Genomic DNA, 17,640 nt, shown 5'->3' with positions numbered 1-17,640 from the left:
ATACTGGGTTATTAGATGCAACTTCCTCTGAAGGCTACGGGGGATGGATCGCCCTAGAAGCTTTCGGCAACGTTACCACAGGTAATGTGGAATCTTGGTCAATTAATAATGATGGCGGTGATATCTCTCTCTACAGTGACCAGGGAACGATTAATACTGGGTTATTAGATGCAACTTCCTCTGAAGGCTACGGGGGATGGATCGCCCTAGAAGCTTTCGGCAACGTTACCACAGGTAATGTGGAATCTTGGTCAATTAATAATGATGGCGGTGATATCTCCCTCTACAGTGACCAGGGAACGATTAATACTGGGTTATTAGATGCAACTTCCTCTGAAGGCTACGGGGGATGGATCGCCCTAGAAGCTTTCGGCAACATTACCACAGGTAATGTGGAATCTTGGTCAATTGATAATGATGGAGGAGCGATCGCCCTCAACAGCATTACGGGATCGATCGATACCAAAAATTTGTCTTCTGACTCGCAGAGTGGCAACGGGGGAGCGATCGCCCTAACGGCTAACAACGGCAATCTTACTACTAGTACCATCAATGCCCAAAGTCTGGGAAGTGGCACTGGAGGAACTGTGAACATTACTGCTGGTAAATTCTTTCGGGCTACAGGCACGTTTGCAGACCGCAACAGCCTAAATTCCAGCATTTCCACCGCTGGCGGAACCAACGGCGGTAACATCACCATCCGTCACAACGGCAGCACCACAACTCCCTTCATCATCGGCAATGCTACCCTCAACGGAACGGCTGGATCGATTACTAGCGGGGCAAGCAATACGATTGCCACAATCTTTTCAGTACCCGTACCGCCTGCCACTTACATCCAGGGCAACATTAAAATCATCACCTTCAGTCCGACTCCCGATCTGATTCCCGCTAAAACCCCCTCGCAGCCAGTCGAAATCCCACAGCAAGAGGCATCACAACCGCAGGGGACTACTGCGCTTTCCCCTCCAGGCAGTACCAGTCAGTCCCTAGTGGAAGTTGATTCTGCGTTGGCTCAAATTGACGAACCTTTCACCCAGGAATACGAACAATATCTGGGCGTGAACGATACCCCCCCGATGAGCCTTACCGATGCCCGTAGTACCCTGCAAGGCATCGAGGCATCCAGCGGGATCAAAGCGGCACTCATTTATGCCATTTTTATTCCCACAACTTTGACAGCAAATGAGGCAAAAAGCCCATCCTCCTCAATTCACCAGAATACGCACAGCCTAGAACCACAAAAAACAGAAAATCCTCAAGATCATCTGGAACTCCTACTGGTGACGGCAGAGGGACAACCGATTCGGAAACGACTTACGGGTGCAACACGGGAAAAAGTTCTCAAACTTGCTGACCAATTCCAGACGCAAGTGACTAACGTTAAAAGCTCTCGTGGCTACATAGCCCCCTCTCAGCAGATGTATCAATGGCTGCTAGCACCCCTAGAGAAAGATTTACAAAAACTCGGTATCCAGAATCTTGTCTTCCTCATGGATGGGGGTCTACGCACGATCCCCATCGCTGCCCTCCACGATGGTAAAGCGTTTATCCTTGAGCGCTACAGCGTTGGTTTGATGCCCAGCCTTAGCCTCACTGATACTCGCTACCAGAGTTTGAAAAATGCTCAAGTTTTGGCAATGGGGATCTCAACGTTTACGGATGAAAATCCTTTACCCGCAGTACCGAGGGAATTATCAGCAATTGTGCCCTATCTGTGGAAAGGCAAGTCCTTTCTCAATGAGGATTTTACTCTCAAGAATTTGAAGGCACAGCGTCAACAACAACCGTTTGAGATTGTACACCTGGCAACTCACGGAGAGTTTAATCCAGGTTCGCCCAGCAACTCCTACATTCAGTTATGGGACACCAAGCTGCGGCTCGATCAGTGGCGGGAATTGGGTTGGAATAACCCACCTGTAGAGTTATTAGTGCTGAGTGCCTGCCGCACAGCAGTAGGGAACGAGCAAGCGGAGTTGGGCTTTGCGGGATTAGCCGTGCAAGCAGGTGTGAAATCGGCGTTGGCAAGTTTGTGGTATGTCAGCGATGAGGGGACTCTGGGGCTGATGACAGAATTTTACGAGCAATTAAAAACAGCTCCGATTAAGGCAGAGGCGCTACGTCAGGCTCAGTTGGCGATGCTCAAGGGGCAGGTGCGGCTGGAGGGTGGAAAGTTGCGGACTCGCGGTGGGGATATCTTTTTGCCGCGAAGTAGACAAATCAAACCCATTTGAGTATTGGATTTCCACCCCAATTGCTAGGAATTGGAAATCAAGTCCTCTCTCATCCTTATTACTGGTCTGCTTTTACAATGATTGGCAATCCCTGGTAAAAGTCATTATTCCTTAGTAACAGCAAATGAATAATCCACCTCAAAAGCCACGCCCTCAACGCCGAGAACCCCTCTGCACGGGGGATAACTCAGCCGACAAAATGACAAGCTTTAATTTAGTTCTCTTTCTGAATGGCTAAGGACTAATCACTAAGAAACCGCCAATAGGGAAGCTTCATCCCGACGTTCTAAAAAATTTTCAGCTTTCATAATTGCATAGAGGTTGACATCAGCTTCTAAGAGACAGGCGTGACCGCTCTTCGGCAGCACTACCATTTCGCTGTCGGGTAGGCAAGAAGCTAAGCGCTTTGCTTCACTTACAGAGGGAAGTAGCCGGTCTGTGCCTCCGGCAATCACCAGGGTGGGTTGGGTGATGCGACGTAATTGGGAAGCATCAACATCAAAATCTCTGATCAGGGACAGTCGCCAAAGGACAGTTTTTGGGGGTACGGAGTGGATAGCGTCTAGAAGCGCACGGCGATCGCGCGGTGTAACCCGTTCTAAATGAGCCAAAAACGGCAATAACCACACCGATCCCACTCGGTAGAGGACTTCGGGTATCCAGCCACTCACCAGCGATCCCCAAGCCAGCAAAGGTCGCTGATTAAAGGAAGAAGCGGGGTTGATCAGAATAATTCGGTCAAATAGTTCGGGCGATCGCAGTGCTACTTTCATCGCCAAGCAGCCCCCAAATGACTCGCCGCACAGATAAACTGACCGTTGTGGTTGTTTTTCCACTTCTGCTTCAATCAGCGCTACCACTTGATCCGTGAGATCGTCCCATCTGGTCAAGTCATCGGCGGGGATTACCAAACAACGAATATCAAAGGCTGCTTCTAACCCCTCCGTTTGCGTTCGCAGCAATTGACCCGTGCCATCCATGCCTGGTAGGAACACAAACAGTGGGTAGTCTGGATTTAACAGCCTGGGGGTGAGAAAACATGGATGGCTTTTTACGTCTGGCATTTCGTAATATCCATTTAAAAACAACAGGTCAAAGATTTATTGCTTTCTTCGGAGCGGGTGCGAACGATTCGAGGACTCAAGGCACTTCGGCGAACAACTAGGGAAAGTCCCAATTCTTCAAGGTGACGACTACTGAGAGCGGACTGTGCCATTTGTCTACCCATAAGTCATCTGCCTCTAGACGTAGGTATTAATTCTTATTCTACCGCAGGCTCCCATACTTGTGAACTAATAACAAACCTGACGAAGTAAACCAGCAATTTCTTCCTGACAGTAATTGATAAGACTGGCAACAACAGTTTTGGCTTGCTTTCCTTGATATTGTTCCCGCGCTTGAGACGTAATCCAACAGGGACGCCCAATCAGGATGCTAGATCGACGGTAAACGACCATCGGATGCCAGCCTGCCTGTTTAAATAGGGGTTCGGAAGGGTCAAATAAACTTAATAATCGCAGGGGTACTGCTGAGTTATTGGTTTCTTCGTGGGAGGCGATCGCGACAGGTAAAATTGCCAAATTTTGCACCGGCGCGCGCAAAGCCAAATGGGCAAATCCCCGGTGAAAAGTTTTCATTTGATTCGGCTGGGTTAGGTTTACCATCGGTTGGGCACCTTCTGGAAATATCCCAACCACCTGCTGGGACTGCAACAGCCTAATCGCCTTGTTAAAGAAATCTTGCTGTCGGTGTTCTGGCGTCTCTAAAGGGAAACAACCTAGCTGATTGACAATCTCCCGCATCACGGGCACTTGTCCCATGTAGTGATGACAGGCAAAGCGAATCGGACGATTTAAAGCTGCCATCAGTATTGGCGCATCCATGACGCTGCGATGATTGCTCACCACTAAAACGCCACCTTCTTGAGGAACGCGATCCTGATGGTAAATATACATCTGCGTTCCCAGTGCCGAAAGCAGCAAGCGAGAAATCTGTAATGGGTTATCTGAAGACATGCTTTCTATAGGCTTTCTTGCAGGAAGCGCGATCGCTACAGCCAACAGGCAATCGGCTTGATTGTAAATGGCTAGAGTCGAGAGGGAGACTTCTCTAGACTCTTGAGTTAACTCTCCATTTTCTACTTAGCCTGGACTTTATTCGTTGACCAAAAGCGATCGGTCGCCCCAAAACTTAACTTTTCTTAATACAATTATTAACGTAACTTCCGCGCGTATACGAATCTCTTAGGGTAGAAATAATCAGTAAAGATTTTTTACAATTTTCAAGCAGTCAAAAAAAAGTGACAATTTATACTTATATTGCCAGGAGCTAAGTGAAACTCTCAAGACAAGATAACGAAAAGATACAAAATTGCAGCCCGAAGGATATGATCGAAAGCAAGAAAGGGGGTTGTTTTTTATATTTATGAGTGCTAACCATACAAGTAAAAATACATTTGCAATTACTACACCGCTGTATTATGTGAACGACGTACCCCACATTGGCAGCGCTTATACAACGATGGCGGCGGATGTGATGGCTCGGTTTGAACGACTCCGGGGGAAGTCCGTGCTATTGATTACTGGCACGGATGAGCATGGACAGAAAATTCAGCGCACAGCAGAAACGAAAGGGCTGGCACCACAAGCTCACTCTGATGAAATTGCGGCTGGATTCGATGTCCTTTGGCAAAAGCTCAACATCCAGTACGATCGGTTTATCCGCACGACCAACTCCCGCCACCACGCCATTGTCAAAGAGTTTTTCCTGCGCGTCTGGGAAAAAAATGACATTTATTTGGGGCAACAAAAGGGCTGGTACTGCGTCTCCTGCGAAGAATTCAAAGATGAGCGCGACCTCCTAGAAGGACACCGCTGCCCCCTCCACCCCAATAAAGAAGTCGAGTGGCGGGATGAACAAAACTACTTTTTTTGCCTCTCTAAGTACCAAAACCAGCTGGAAGATTTGTATCGCCAGCAACCAAATTTTATCCAGCCAGAAATTCGCCGCAATGAAGTTTTGAGCTTTGTCAGTCAGGGGCTTCAAGACTTCTCCATTTCGCGAGTGAATTTAGACTGGGGCTTCCCTGTACCCGTCGATCCCAGCCACACCATCTATGTCTGGTTTGATGCCTTGCTGGGCTATGTCACGGCATTGCTTGAACCGGATAGCGAACCAACGCTAGAGAATGCTTTATCCAAGTGGTGGCCGATTAATATGCACCTGATTGGTAAAGACATTCTGCGGTTTCACGCGGTTTATTGGCCTGCCATGTTAATGTCAGCTGGTCTGCCGATACCCGGTCGAATATTTGGGCATGGCTTTCTGACGAAAGACGGACGAAAGATCAGTAAAACGGTGGGTAATACTATCGATCCCGTCGCCTTGGTCGAACGTTACGGGGCTGAGGCCATTCGTTACTATTTTCTCAAGGAGATTGAATTTGGGCAAGACGGAGATTTTAACGAAACTCGGTTTATCAATATTCTCAATGCTGACTTAGCAAACGACCTGGGCAATTTACTCAATCGGACGTTGAACATGGCAAAGAAATACTGCAATGGCATCGTCCCTGATTGCTCAGCTGAAAACATCCCCGATAACACAATTAAAGCAATTGGCCTTGGTTTAGGCGATCGCGTAGCTCAAGCTTATGAATCTCTGGCTTTTAGCGAAGCGATCGCAGATATTTTCACTCTAATTCGAGCCAGCAACAAATTTATTGACGATCAAGCTCCCTGGACTTTATACAAACAGGGGCAACAGCAGGTCGTCGAACAAGTCCTGTATGCGGTTCTAGAATCTGTTAGACTAGCAGCTTATCTGCTGTCACCAATTATTCCCACCATCAGCAGTGACATTTACCAACAGCTAGGTTTTTCAATTGACTTTAATAACAAAACGTTAATAGATGTTTCGGCTGCGTTTTCCGCCCATGCCACTTGGGGAACACTAACTGCAAGACAAGCTTTAGGTGAAGCCAGACCGGTTTTTCCAAGGCTGGAACTTGCCTAAATAGTTTCGTCTTAGTAGCTAATAGCTGTTGGCTGTTAGCGGATTGATCCTTGGGTTGCTGCTACATACAAAAGTAAAGACTCTGGTACAGACCGCTCTCTCAAAAGCTAAAAGTTCATCAAAATCGCTAATTGCTTTTTTCATAAAAAAATCGAGGCATAACAATCATGTTGAATAATTTCAGCAGTAACGACTCTGTATTTACGCCAGAACAGGTTTTAGAAAATCGCGGTCGTGTAGCAATTTTCATCGATGGATCAAATCTATTTTACGCAGCACTACAGCTCGGTATAGAAATTGATTACACCAAATTGCTGTGCCGCTTAACCGCTGGGTCTCGCTTGTTGCGCTCTTTCTTTTACACGGGAGTCGATCGCACGAATGAAAAACAACAGGGTTTCCTGTTGTGGATGCGTCGCAATGGATACCGTGTCATTGCCAAAGACTTGGTACAGCTGCCGGATGGCTCTAAAAAAGCCAATTTGGATGTGGAAATTGCCGTCGATATGATGGCTTTAGTGGGGTCTTACGATACCGCTGTTCTCGTTAGCGGCGATGGGGATTTAGCTTACGCTGTCGATGCCGTTAGCTATCGGGGTGTCCGCGTGGAAGTGGTCAGTTTGCGCTCCATGACCAGCGACAGTTTGATCAACGTATCAGATCGATACATTGACCTGGATAGCATCAAAGAAGATATCCAAAAGACGCCCAGACAAAATTATACCTACCGTCCACTTTCGGGCATTGGCTTTATGGATGACCAAGAAGAAAGATAAGGCAAATTAGGAAAAAATAGGCAAAAGAAATGAAAAAAGTAGCTTCTCGCAAAAAATTATTTCTTTTGCCTATTTACTTTTTAATGTTCACTTTTTTAGTCACTGCTTGTAATACCGAAAAACGCACGGAAAAAAAATTGCAGAAAGATACTGCCTCCGTGACGGATTTCGAGGGAAGTTTGGTATTTCAAAATGTGACCCTGGATCAGGCAGATGAGCAGGGACGACCTTTGTGGAAAGTGAAGGCGAAGCAGGCGGTTTACACCAAAGATAAGAAAGCTGCTCGCATCCAAAATCCCAGCGGGGATTTGTTCCAAGATGGAAAAATGGTTATGAAAATTACTGCAAATAGTGGGGAAGTTCAAGAGGATGGTAAAAAAATATTTCTTAAGGGTCAGATTGTTGCCACAGACCCTCGGAATGGGGCAGTTTTAAAGGGGAATGAATTAGAGTGGCGACCGAAGGAAGACCTTTTGATAATGCGTCAAAATCTCGTCGGCACCCATCAACAGATGGAGATTATAGCGAAGGAAGGACGATATTTTAGTCGGTCGCAGCAAATGGAATTATTGGGTCAAATTGTCGCCACATCGAAAGACCCAGCGGTACAAATAAGAACCGAGCATTTAGTGTGGCAAATTCCCCAGCAGATGGTAATTGGCGATCGCCACATCCAGATTGACCGCTACACGGGCAATCGCGTGACAGACCAAGCAGTGGGAGACTCCGGTCAGGTAAACCTGAAAACGAAGACGGCAACGCTGACAAAGAATGTACAGATGACTTCTTTAGAGCCGCCGGTGCAAATCGCTGGGAATTCTGTCACTTGGAACTTAAACACCCAAATGGTTACGTCAGACCAACCCGTGAAAATTGTGCATCGGCAGCAACAAGTGACGCTAACGGGGAACCAGGGTCAGGTGGATCTGAAGGGAAAAGTGGCTCGTCTGGTTGGTGGCGTCCAAGGCGTCGGCAGTCGGAATCAATCCCAACTTTACGCCAATCAGGTGACTTGGAATATTCCGACTGAAGAATTCGATGCCCAAGGCAATGTAATTTATCATCAACAAGTTGACCCGCCGTTGCACCTGACGGGTTCCAGAGCAGTCGGCAAGTTTCAAGGTCAAACGGTTGTTGTCACTGGTGGTGGTGCTAGTGGCAGTGGTAGCAGGGTGGTGACGGAAATTATTCCTTAATCAGCGATAAAGCGTTAGTGGTAGGGCGGGCACAATTGCCCGCTGTAACTAAATTATCGTCGCGCCTGAAAGTCTGAGAGAATTTCATTGCGACTGGCGTCACCGAGAAATCCAGCAATATCAGGTCTACCCGTGCTAGGAAGAATCGCGGCTGGTAGAGTGGGGGCAACGCCCCATCGTTGCACGAGTTTTTGAAGTATTTGGTCTTGCTGTTTTCTGAAGCCATCGACATCGCCACCCCGGTTGATGATGGCAAAGCAAACCAGACCGCGATCGCGTGTCGGCATTACCCCGGCAAGGGCACTTACATCGCGCAGAGTGCCAGTTTTGATAATCGTGCCTGTGGGGATGTGGCGGGATACCATCGTTCCCCGGCGATCGCGTCCCGCTACCGGGAAGAGATCGGCTACCGTCAGCTGATGAGGTTGCAAGTAACTTTCAATCGCCGTCAGCATTCCGCAGACAGCGCGGGGCGAAATGCGATTTTCTACCCCTAACCCAGAGCCATTTACCAGCTGAATTTCCTGTTGGGGGACACCGGCAGAGGTAGCCCCTAACTGAGCGACGGCGGGTGCCCCCCCAAGAGATTTTGCCAGCATCTCCGCCATGTCGTTGTTGCTGTAAATGTTCATTTCCTTGAGGATTTGTGCCAACGACATTGAGCGATGGCGCAACAACAAAATTTGCTTGGGAATTGTAATTGACGAAACTTTGACAGAACCCGCGATCGCGATTTGTGGCTTCGGCGTTCCTGGCGGCATTAAGTTGTATAGATATTGGGCATCTCTGGGCCACGAGGTGGGGTTAAATGCTTGTTTGAACAGCTGACCCGCCAAATAAGGGTGAGATTGATAATTCATGTAAAAATCGCCCACAATCACCAAATTTCCGTTAATGCGGCGGATGCCCCGTTTATTTAAGGCATTACCCAGGGCGATCGCTTCTTCCCATACAAAAAAGGGATCGCCACTGCCATTAATCACCAAATCTCCCTGCAAAACCCCATTTCTCACTGGTCCGGTGGCACCAATTGAGGTTTCAAACTGATGACCCGGACCCCAAGTCTCCAAGGCAGCGGTAGAAGTCGCAATCTTGGTCAAAGAAGCAGCCGGTAAGGGAATATTTCCCTGGTGAGTTGCCAGCGGCATCGACCCCGACTGAATCCACACCCCTTGAGCAGCCGCCCCCATGCCTTTAGCGCTCCAGCCCTTCAAGTATTGCCGCATCGTGTTTTCAGCTACCGGGTCGGTCGCCATCGATAGGGAAAACAAGGGAACGCCCCGCCACGCTATCAGTTGGGCAGTATCTATCTCAGTTGTTTTCACCCCAGCCATAGTCATCCACAGCGCCACCAATCCAGAGCCAAATAATTGCAACATTCCTCACTTTCCTTTATTCGCTAAACAAAGAGCCTGCCGGATGTGCAAGCTACAACAAAGACCAAAGGCGGAAATCGCTTCCGCTAGAATGAAGATATTTTTTCGGGAGTCCGCGTATATGTAAAGCACAGGCAGGAAAAAAAAATGGGTAATGGGTTGAGCGAAAAGGGATAAACTCTCTGCGATCGCCAGTTCCCTATCTTTACCTATTTAGAAGTACCATTTTTTTTCACCCTTCTTTTATTCATCCTTGCTCCGTCCTCTTTCATCCTCCCGGATTGACCCGGTTTCTCCAGGAGTCATCGGGTACTGGTAGAATTTTTAAGGTTTATATCACTTTGAGCAATGGGATCGACTCGCGCACGGATCGCAATTGACGCTATGGGTGGCGACCACGCCCCCGCCGAAATCGTTGCTGGAGCGCTTAGGGCACAGGAAGAATTAGACGTAGAGGTTTTGCTGGTGGGCGATCCTCATCAGATTGAAGCTTCCCTAGGGCAACACACCAGTTCTCATCTTCCTCAAATTGTGCCTTCTGAGGGCACAATTGAAATGCACGAGGAGCCTCTAAGTGGTTTAAAACGCAAGCCCAAGGCTTCGATCAACGTAGCAATGGATTTGGTAAAACAAAAACAAGCCCAAGCAGTGGTCTCAGCGGGTCACTCAGGAGCCGCTATGGCATCGGCTCTGCTGCGACTGGGACGCCTTCGAGGTATCGACCGACCCGCCATTGGGGCAGTTTTGCCAACAATGGTAGCCAGTAAATCGGTGCTAATTCTCGATGTCGGCGCAAATGTCGATTGTCGTCCTAAATTTTTGGAGCAGTTCGCACTGATGGGATCGATTTACAGCCAGTATGTGCTGGGTGTAACCGTTCCCAAAGTGGGGTTGCTCAACATTGGTGAAGAAGAGTGTAAGGGGAACGATTTGGCGGTTCGCACTTACCAAAGGCTGCAAGAGAATTCACAAATTTGCTTTACTGGCAATGCCGAAGGGCGAGATGTCCTGACGGGTAACTTTGATGTGGTCGTTTGCGATGGTTTTGCTGGCAATGTTTTGTTGAAATTTGCTGAAGCGGTTGGTGAGGCGGTATTGCAAATCCTCCAGGAAGAGTTACCTCAAGGACTGCGCGGGCACCTCGGCATGGCTTTGTTGAAACCAAACTTGAGGCGGATTAAGCAGCGGGTAGACCACGCGGAACATGGCGGTTGCTTGTTGTTGGGGGTGGCAGGCATTTGTATTATTAGCCACGGTAGCTCCCAGGCTCCGTCGATTTTTAACGCGATTCGCTTGGCGAAAGAAGCTGTTGATAATCAGGTACTGGAGCGAATTCAGTCTCAAGATATCAGTGCTAAACAATCGGCAATCGGTGAATAGCGGCAAGTATGAAGGATGAAGGGTAAAATGTGACATTCCAGCGTCGATCGTTTAAAATTAATCGATTTAGCTAAAAGCTAAAATGCTGATAGCTGATACCTAAAGACCCCAGCAAGCATGGAGAGCAATGTTGCAACAAACAGGCGTCGGCGTCGCCATTACCGGAAGCGGCTCTGCGATCCCCTCAGTTTCCCTGGATAATCAAGGACTAACTCAGCTGGTAGAAACTTCTGATGATTGGATCGCCAGCCGCACGGGGATTCGTCAGCGGCGGCTGGCGGGTGAGGAGTCCTTAAGTGCGATCGCCACACTCGCGGCACAAAGAGCGATCGCAATGGCTGGGATTGCTCCAGAAGACCTGGATTTAATTATTTTGGCAACCTCAACTGCCGATGATTTGTTTGGGAGTGCCTCATCAATTCAGTTTCAACTGGGAGCATCCAAGGCGGTAGCTTTTGATTTAACAGCAGCTTGCTCTGGATTTGTTTTTGGTCTAGTCACGGCATCGCAGTTTATCCGCACCGGCGTCTATCAAAATGTCTTGCTGATTGGGGCTGATATTCTGTCGCGCTGGGTAGATTGGTCAGATCGGGGAACTTGCGTGTTATTTGGGGATGGTGCCGGTGCCATTGTCATGCAGGCGAGCGATCGCGATCGCTTACTGGGATTTGAACTCCGCAGTGATGGAACCCAGCACAAATCCCTCAACCTAGCCTACACGGCACAGCTCAAAGAACTGGTTCCTGGGATCAACGTCCAAGTTGGCACTTACCACCCCATTACCATGAACGGCAAAGAAGTTTATCGCTTTGCCGTGCAAAAAGTGCCGGAAGTACTGGAAAAAGCCATGTTTCGAGCAAGTATCAGCGTTGAACAAATTGACTGGCTGCTTTTGCATCAAGCCAATCAGCGCATTCTTGATGCCGTCGCCCAACGCTTAAAAATTCCTGCCGAAAAAGTCCTTAGCAATCTTGCTAACTACGGCAATACTTCTGCTGCTTCTATTCCCTTAGCGCTGGACGAAGCAGTGCGAGAAGGCAAAATTAAATCAGGAGATGTTATTGCTACTTCGGGTTTTGGCGCTGGTCTGACGTGGGGCGCAGCGATTTTCCAATGGGGCAGATAAATCAATTTTAGATTTTTAATTTTGCGGAGGTCGGAGTTTCTCCGCCTCCGATAATTTTCGATATGGAATCGGTAATGGGTAATGAAAGTTATGAATGTTAAGGATAAGTTTTGAGGCAAGAAAAAACTTCTTTAATTCAAAACTCAGACGCGATTTATTGCGTCTCTACAACTGAAAACTTTTCCCAATTACTAATCGCCAATTACGAATTACCAATTACCAATGACCAATGACAAAGACCGCATGGGTGTTTCCTGGGCAAGGTTCCCAGGCAATCGGAATGGGAGTAGATTTATTAGACTTGCCAGAGGCGAAGGCTAAATTTGAGCAAGCCGAGCAAATTTTAGGCTGGTCTGTACCAGAAATCTGTCAGAGTCAGGAAGATAAGTTATCCCGCACTCTTTACACCCAGCCCAGCCTGTATGTGGTAGAAAGCATTTTGGCGGATCGAATGCAAGCTAGGGGACACCAACCTAACCTCGTTGCCGGTCACAGCCTGGGAGAATACGTCGCTCTCTACGTCGCCGGTGTCTTTGACTTTGAGGCTGGGTTGCGTCTGGTCAAACGTCGGGCAGAATTTATGGATAGTGCGTCCGATGGCATGATGGCGGCTCTGATTGGGTTCGACCGCGAACAGCTGGAACAACAAATTCAGCAGACCCCAGACGTTGTATTAGCTAACGACAACAATTCCGCTCAAGTCGTTATCTCTGGAACGCCGGAAGCGGTGGAGGCGGTGCTAAGTCAGGTAAAGGTTAAGCGCGTTGTCCGCTTGAATGTGTCAGGAGCCTTTCACTCTCCTTTAATGGCGGAAGCTGCTGCCGAGTTCCAGGCAGTTTTGGAGTCGGTTCCGTTTAATTCTGCCCAAGTGCCAGTGCTGTCAAATGTAGAACCCGTCCCATGTGTGGACGCTGATATTTTAAAAGAGCGCCTCATCCGTCAGATGACAGGTTCGGTGCGGTGGCGAGAAATTTCCCTACAATTGCCGGTACAAGGAATTTCGCAGGTCGTGGAAATTGGCCCAGGGAAAGTTCTCACGGGTTTAATTAAACGCACTTGCCCCGATTTAACATTAGAAAACGTGGGTAGCGTTGCAGAGTTGCCGAACTCAGAATAAACTACGGCGACAGGGAAAGCGAGAGAGTGAGAGAATGGAAAAATTCCCTCCTTCCCCGATCGGACAGGGAACGAGAAAAACCAGACAAGGCGTTTAAAGGTTTACAGCGAGAGTACGGTGGATAGCGAATTGTCTAATCTGGGCAGAAGCCGCGAACCTGTTTCGAGTTTAGTTCTATACCACCTGTTTAAGTGGTCGGTGGTAAGCCCCGTGCTTCATGTTTACCTGCGAGGTCGTATCTATGGGTCTGAACAGGTGCCTCCGATTGGACCGCTTATAGTGGTTAGCAATCATGCCAGTGATTTTGATCCGCCGATTTTGGCCTGCTGCGTGCGGCGACCCGTTGCTTATATGGCGAAAGAAGAACTGTTTCGAGTCCCGGTTTTGAAGCAGGCAATTAAGTTGTATGGTGCTTACCCAGTGAAGCGGGGTTCGGCAGACCGGAGTGCGATTCGTTCGGCGCTGTCTCTTTTAGAGGAAGGATGGGCGGTCGGTGTCTTTTTGCAAGGAACGCGGACGCCAGACGCCCGGATTTCAGACCCTAAGCTGGGTGCGGCGCTGATTGCTGCCAAGGCAAAGGTACCGCTACTGCCCGTTAGTTTGTGGGGTACGGAGGCGATTTTTGAGAAAGGTTCGCTCGTTCCGCGTCCGGTGCCAGTAACGGTGCGAATTGGTCAGGTAATTGACCCTCCTAATTCGACAGACCGGAATGAGTTACAGGCGGTAACGCAAAAATGCGCGACGGCGATTCATACGTTGCACGATTTAGGTCGTTAAGGGATTTCCAAATACAAGATTTTCTTGGCAAAATTGAAACGTTGGGATGATGTACTTCCAGTTACGCTTTCTGTAGGATTAGGTTATGCCACCGCCTGGATATCCTGCTATTGCCTCCTTCAATGAAAAAATGAGTCAATCAGCCGGATTCTGGATTAAATCACCATCCTAAAAAGAAAATGAGCGAACCTTCTGCCAAGTATCTTTTGCAACGACTTAACAATTTGGCGTTGGTTAGATTTTTGCTTTTGGTTGCTTCAGGCTGGGCGTTTGTAAGAATTTTAGCTTACTTTGAAACAGTTATTGTCATTTTTACATTTGCAGCCATTGTCGCTTTTTTGCTGAGTTATCCCGTGCGATCGCTATATCGTTTTTTGCCCCACGGTGTAGCCGTTACTGTAGTCTTTTTTCTAGGCATGATCGTGATTGCTAGTCTTACTATCACAGTTGGCTTAACAGTTGTATCGCAAGGACAACAATTAATTTCTAGTTTAACTGCCTTTTTAAATTCTCTAATTCCTCTGGCTTATCAAATAGAAAAATTTCTTTTAAGATTTAATGTTCAAGTAAATTTGAGCATTATTCAAGAACAATTTCAAAATCAAATCGTCTCATCGCTGGGATTGGGCATTGGTTACAGTTTAACGACTATACAAGTATTTTTTGCTAATTTTCTTAATTTGATATTAATTGCCGTTATTTCTTTTTTCATGCTGCTAGATGGAGAAAAACTTTGGAAGTTTATTCTTAGACTTGTTCCCGCCCATTTACAAAATAGATTTACACTTGTAATTCAACGCAAGTTTCTCGGATTTTTTCGAGGACAGATGATTTTATGTTTATTTCTGACTATTACTACTTTTTTAGTTTTCTTAATTTTAAAGGTACCGTTTCCTTTGCTATTGGCAATTATTGCTGGATTATTCGATCTAATCCCTGGGATTGGAGCTACTTTAGGGGTTGGTATCGTTTTTGTTATTTTATTGTCTCAGAGTGTTTGGTTAGCCGTTCAAGTAGTAGTGGCTTGTATCATAATCCAGCAGGTACAAGACAATTTTATCGCACCTCGGATCATGCAAAATTCGCTTAATATTAATCCAGTTGTCGTATTTCTTGCCTTGCTAGTAGGTGCTAGAGTAGCAGGATTACTCGGAATTTTTATTGCAATTCCGATTACTGGAGTAATTGTCAGTTTATTTGAAATTGACGAAATGAAAGCAGAATCTTAGAGGAATGTCATGAGGAGTAGCAGCTTCTATAAAATAGATTAAAATAAAATTTACTGAAATCAAAAAACTAAAAAATGCAGGGTTTAAGAGCAGAATTAGCAGAATTGATAGATGAGGCTGAGTGGAACTGGCTGATGCCTCATGCGGAACGGGAGGCTGTGGTTATCGTAGTTCCAGAGCTGGACTTGCTGGATGTCGGGGTAGCGATCGCTAATGATGATGTTTCCTCCGTGCAGCACTGGATTGGCGAACAATTGATTTACAAGCCCTCGGAAGCTCAGAAACAAGATTGGAACGACAACAAAAACAAGCGATTCAGCGCTCTGATCGTGTCGCCTTATGTCTTGGTGCAAGAAACGGCAGCGATTCCTGCTTAATCTGATTTGATGACTGACCGAGGGTGGCTCCCGTATAGCCGGTAGTCACCCACAGAATGGCTCTGGCTCCATCACGAATTGATTTCTCAATCGGCTCTGGCGGGTTCCCCGAAGGCACGACGACCGGCTTCAGAGTAATACCCCGACTGCCCAAAACAATCTCTCCAATTACTCTGGCGCGGCGCATATGAAAGTCAGAGGTAATTAAATAGATGCTGGCAATCCCAAGGCTCTGCAACTCATCAACCAGTGTCGTGAAGTTCGTAACCGTATCCATCGCCTGATAGTCCAAATGCAGACGATTAGGGTTAACCCCAGCTTTGGCAAAAACCCGTTTAACGTAGGCTTTGTTAGTGCTACCCGAAGAAACCCAGATGGGCAAATCTGGGTTCTGACGAGCCAATTGAGCTGCCAACTTCTCTCGCTCCAAGGCTGAGGTAGAGCCACCCAAAACTAACATTGCCTGGGGTTTGACCAGGCTTTTTTCAACTTCCTTGTACCCAAACCACAGCGCCACGGGTAGAGCTAGCATTAGTAACCGAGAATATCTACTTTTAGAGCGCGAAGGCTTGGAAAACAAGTTTTTTTGTCGGCTAGAACCAATTTTCAGGGTCATCAATCAATTGAGAAAGCCGTGTTTAGATGGGAAGCGATACGCACGAAGAGCGATCGCTAACTCGTTAAAATTCCCTATCCCAGCTAGCGTCCACGTAGATACACTCCACTGGGCGAGTGACTGTATTAGAGAGTAGCAGACAACGGGACTGGCCAGGCTCGAACCGGCGACCTAGCGCTTAGGAGGCGCTCGCTCTATCCAACTGAGCTACAGCCCCAATTCTAAGGCGATCATAGCAGCCCTTGGGCAGCATTACCCAGCTGAATTTAAGTAGACCGCCAAGTTTCTTCCCAAGGGCCACCGCCTGTTTCCAATCCACATACGGAACTGTGAGCTTTCAGGATAATTTTAGATTTGTCGCCACGCAGTTGGCGCAGTTCCAGGTCAAGTTGACCGTTCATCGTGTCGCGACAACAAAAGATTAAACCCTTTTCCGTAGGGGCACGCAGGAGAGTTCCCGGTAGATTTGTCGTGGCGGTTAACTCAACCTCAAACTCAGAGTTACGGGCTTGCATTTGCCAGCTGCCCCAAGGCTCGATATTCCAACTTACCTTCGAGTTCCACGGTACAAATTCATAAAATTTGCCTCGATAGTGCAAGCCAATCATCGCCACCGATTCCATCCACCACAGCACCCCGCGTCTGCCTCCACCAGCAGTTAAGGCGAAATCGGATTCATCGTCAAAAGACCTATCAGTAAATTGATGTAGGCTGTTAGGAGGGCGTTGCTCTAAATCCCTATTAGGGATTGAAATAGGGATTGAAATGCAATTCAGCCAGAACCATTTTTGAGGAAAAGAGCGCCCCCAATTCTTTTCACCGTAGGCTGGGGCGTTGGTGAAGTCGTAGCGTTGTCCATTCCACTCAATCCAGCCAGTTGCCAGCCCGCGAGCCATCAAAATTTGCCATCCGGGTTCAAAAATGGGGAAAGAAGACAACCATCCGGCTGTTGATTGTTGTGGCTCATTTTGATTCCCCCATCCATCTACGGGTTTAATCTCATACTGCCAACGCGCTTGGGAACCCGTGCCCGGATCGTGTAAAACTCCCTGATGCCAAGTAGCGGTAGCTTGATAGCCATCTTGAACGTGACGCTCAAAAGCCTCTGGGGGAAGGTAGGTGGGTTTGGTTGATAAATCGGTTTTGCCCCAGTGTCCCAAGGCTAAAACGTCCCGCGATGCCCAAAATTTGTTGACATCAGGGAAAGTACGGCAAAGGTAACTATCTTCTGGTCCCAGAATTTGGGCAGCACCGCCGCTGTGGGGTTGATTACCCAAGGGATCTTCGATGGAGTACATGAAAGCAAAGGTATGTCCGCAATCTGGTAAGGTGACGCGGTAGTACCAACCTTCAAAGAATCGCTGGCTGGTGCCGTCCCAGTGGTAGCCACTGTGGGGAGTTTGTAAAGGATTTTGCATCAAT

15 protein-coding genes and 1 tRNA gene are annotated in these 17,640 nt (G+C 47.7%); 10 read left to right on the top strand and 6 right to left on the bottom strand.

Annotation, left to right across the window (positions count from 1 at the left end; all coding sequences use genetic code 11):
• Window positions 1-2,234, top strand: a 2,234-nt coding sequence (locus ACFW2W_RS19515; RefSeq protein WP_378181899.1) for a CHAT domain-containing protein, incomplete at its 5' end; no start/stop codon positions are given.
• Window positions 2,235-2,482: 248 nt separating this feature from the next.
• On the opposite strand, the gene ACFW2W_RS19510 is transcribed toward ACFW2W_RS19515, so the two are convergent.
• Window positions 2,483-3,298, bottom strand: a complete 816-nt coding sequence (locus tag ACFW2W_RS19510) for an alpha/beta fold hydrolase (RefSeq protein ID WP_378181896.1) — start codon at window positions 3,296-3,298, stop codon at window positions 2,483-2,485.
• 228 nt (window positions 3,299-3,526) lie between these two features.
• Complete coding sequence (locus ACFW2W_RS19505; RefSeq protein ID WP_378181893.1) at window positions 3,527-4,249, bottom strand: lysophospholipid acyltransferase family protein; 723 nt, start codon at window positions 4,247-4,249, stop codon at window positions 3,527-3,529.
• A 355-nt stretch (window positions 4,250-4,604) separates the two neighbouring features.
• Here ACFW2W_RS19505 and metG point away from each other — a divergent pair, with 355 nt between their 5' ends.
• The 3 genes from metG to lptC all read left to right on the top strand — a co-directional run bounded on the left by metG (window position 4,605) and on the right by lptC (window position 8,220).
• Window positions 4,605-6,248: a methionine--tRNA ligase gene (metG, locus tag ACFW2W_RS19500; RefSeq protein ID WP_378181890.1), complete on the top strand. Its 1,644-nt coding sequence runs from the start codon at window positions 4,605-4,607 to the stop codon at window positions 6,246-6,248.
• A gap of 167 nt (window positions 6,249-6,415) precedes the next feature.
• Window positions 6,416-7,024, top strand: coding sequence for an NYN domain-containing protein (locus ACFW2W_RS19495; RefSeq protein ID WP_378181887.1), 609 nt, complete (start codon window positions 6,416-6,418; stop codon window positions 7,022-7,024).
• A gap of 29 nt (window positions 7,025-7,053) precedes the next feature.
• The gene (gene lptC / locus ACFW2W_RS19490; protein ID WP_378181884.1) at window positions 7,054-8,220 is read left to right on the top strand and encodes an LPS export ABC transporter periplasmic protein LptC; all 1,167 of its coding nucleotides are present in this window, start codon (window positions 7,054-7,056) and stop codon (window positions 8,218-8,220) included.
• Window positions 8,221-8,273: 53 nt separating this feature from the next.
• Here the strand turns inward: lptC and ACFW2W_RS19485 are convergent, their stop codons facing one another.
• A complete protein-coding gene (locus ACFW2W_RS19485) occupies window positions 8,274-9,599 on the bottom strand; it encodes a D-alanyl-D-alanine carboxypeptidase/D-alanyl-D-alanine-endopeptidase (protein ID WP_378181881.1) in 1,326 nt (441 codons plus the stop codon).
• A 345-nt stretch (window positions 9,600-9,944) separates the two neighbouring features.
• On the opposite strand from ACFW2W_RS19485, the gene plsX reads away from it, so the two are divergent.
• The 6 genes from plsX to ACFW2W_RS19455 all read left to right on the top strand — a co-directional run bounded on the left by plsX (window position 9,945) and on the right by ACFW2W_RS19455 (window position 15,602).
• Window positions 9,945-10,976, top strand: coding sequence for a phosphate acyltransferase PlsX (plsX, locus tag ACFW2W_RS19480; protein ID WP_378181878.1), 1,032 nt, complete (start codon window positions 9,945-9,947; stop codon window positions 10,974-10,976).
• Window positions 10,977-11,103: 127 nt separating this feature from the next.
• Window positions 11,104-12,102, top strand: coding sequence for a beta-ketoacyl-ACP synthase 3 (locus ACFW2W_RS19475; protein WP_378181875.1), 999 nt, complete (start codon window positions 11,104-11,106; stop codon window positions 12,100-12,102).
• Between the two features lie 229 nt (window positions 12,103-12,331).
• The gene (gene fabD / locus ACFW2W_RS19470) at window positions 12,332-13,219 is read left to right on the top strand and encodes an ACP S-malonyltransferase (RefSeq protein ID WP_378181872.1); all 888 of its coding nucleotides are present in this window, start codon (window positions 12,332-12,334) and stop codon (window positions 13,217-13,219) included.
• Between the two features lie 138 nt (window positions 13,220-13,357).
• A complete protein-coding gene (locus ACFW2W_RS19465) occupies window positions 13,358-13,996 on the top strand; it encodes a lysophospholipid acyltransferase family protein (protein WP_378181960.1) in 639 nt (212 codons plus the stop codon).
• Window positions 13,997-14,175: 179 nt separating this feature from the next.
• The gene (locus ACFW2W_RS19460) at window positions 14,176-15,225 is read left to right on the top strand and encodes an AI-2E family transporter (protein ID WP_378181869.1); all 1,050 of its coding nucleotides are present in this window, start codon (window positions 14,176-14,178) and stop codon (window positions 15,223-15,225) included.
• Window positions 15,226-15,299: 74 nt separating this feature from the next.
• Window positions 15,300-15,602, top strand: a complete 303-nt coding sequence (locus tag ACFW2W_RS19455) for a DUF2288 domain-containing protein (protein WP_378181866.1) — start codon at window positions 15,300-15,302, stop codon at window positions 15,600-15,602.
• Here ACFW2W_RS19455 and ACFW2W_RS19450 read toward each other — a convergent pair.
• The 3 genes from ACFW2W_RS19450 to ACFW2W_RS19440 form a co-directional block, all read right to left on the bottom strand.
• Window positions 15,541-16,134, bottom strand: coding sequence for a YdcF family protein (locus ACFW2W_RS19450; RefSeq protein ID WP_378181863.1), 594 nt, complete (start codon window positions 16,132-16,134; stop codon window positions 15,541-15,543). The two genes, ACFW2W_RS19455 and ACFW2W_RS19450, sit on opposite strands and share 62 nt — an antisense overlap.
• Window positions 16,135-16,361: 227 nt before the next feature.
• Window positions 16,362-16,435: transfer RNA gene (locus ACFW2W_RS19445), tRNA-Arg, on the bottom strand.
• A 49-nt stretch (window positions 16,436-16,484) separates the two neighbouring features.
• Complete coding sequence (locus ACFW2W_RS19440; protein ID WP_378181861.1) at window positions 16,485-17,636, bottom strand: tocopherol cyclase family protein; 1,152 nt, start codon at window positions 17,634-17,636, stop codon at window positions 16,485-16,487.
• Window positions 17,637-17,640 lie beyond the last annotated feature (4 nt).

Source organism: Coleofasciculus sp. H7-2 (assembly GCF_042747725.1).
In the GTDB taxonomy this organism is placed as follows: domain Bacteria; phylum Cyanobacteriota; class Cyanobacteriia; order Cyanobacteriales; family FACHB-T130; genus FACHB-T130.
Note: the sequence above shows the minus strand (reverse complement) of the source record. Positions and strands in the feature narration are given on the sequence as shown.

Excerpts from the sequence above, each read along its gene's own strand:
- ACFW2W_RS19460 (WP_378181869.1), top strand. The coding sequence starts at position 14,176 with ATGAGCGAACCTTCTGCCAAGTATCTTTTGCAACGACTTAACAATTTG.
- ACFW2W_RS19455 (WP_378181866.1), top strand. The coding sequence starts at position 15,300 with ATGCAGGGTTTAAGAGCAGAATTAGCAGAATTGATAGATGAGGCTGAG.
- ACFW2W_RS19495 (WP_378181887.1), top strand. The coding sequence starts at position 6,416 with ATGTTGAATAATTTCAGCAGTAACGACTCTGTATTTACGCCAGAACAG.
- ACFW2W_RS19475 (WP_378181875.1), top strand. The coding sequence starts at position 11,104 with ATGTTGCAACAAACAGGCGTCGGCGTCGCCATTACCGGAAGCGGCTCT.
- ACFW2W_RS19450 (WP_378181863.1), bottom strand. The coding sequence starts at position 16,134 with ATGCTAGCTCTACCCGTGGCGCTGTGGTTTGGGTACAAGGAAGTTGAA.
- ACFW2W_RS19510 (WP_378181896.1), bottom strand. The coding sequence starts at position 3,298 with ATGCCAGACGTAAAAAGCCATCCATGTTTTCTCACCCCCAGGCTGTTA.
- ACFW2W_RS19505 (WP_378181893.1), bottom strand. The coding sequence starts at position 4,249 with ATGTCTTCAGATAACCCATTACAGATTTCTCGCTTGCTGCTTTCGGCA.
- ACFW2W_RS19440 (WP_378181861.1), bottom strand. The coding sequence starts at position 17,636 with ATGCAAAATCCTTTACAAACTCCCCACAGTGGCTACCACTGGGACGGC.
- fabD (WP_378181872.1), top strand. The coding sequence starts at position 12,332 with ATGACAAAGACCGCATGGGTGTTTCCTGGGCAAGGTTCCCAGGCAATC.
- plsX (WP_378181878.1), top strand. The coding sequence starts at position 9,945 with ATGGGATCGACTCGCGCACGGATCGCAATTGACGCTATGGGTGGCGAC.
- lptC (WP_378181884.1), top strand. The coding sequence starts at position 7,054 with ATGAAAAAAGTAGCTTCTCGCAAAAAATTATTTCTTTTGCCTATTTAC.
- ACFW2W_RS19485 (WP_378181881.1), bottom strand. The coding sequence starts at position 9,599 with ATGTTGCAATTATTTGGCTCTGGATTGGTGGCGCTGTGGATGACTATG.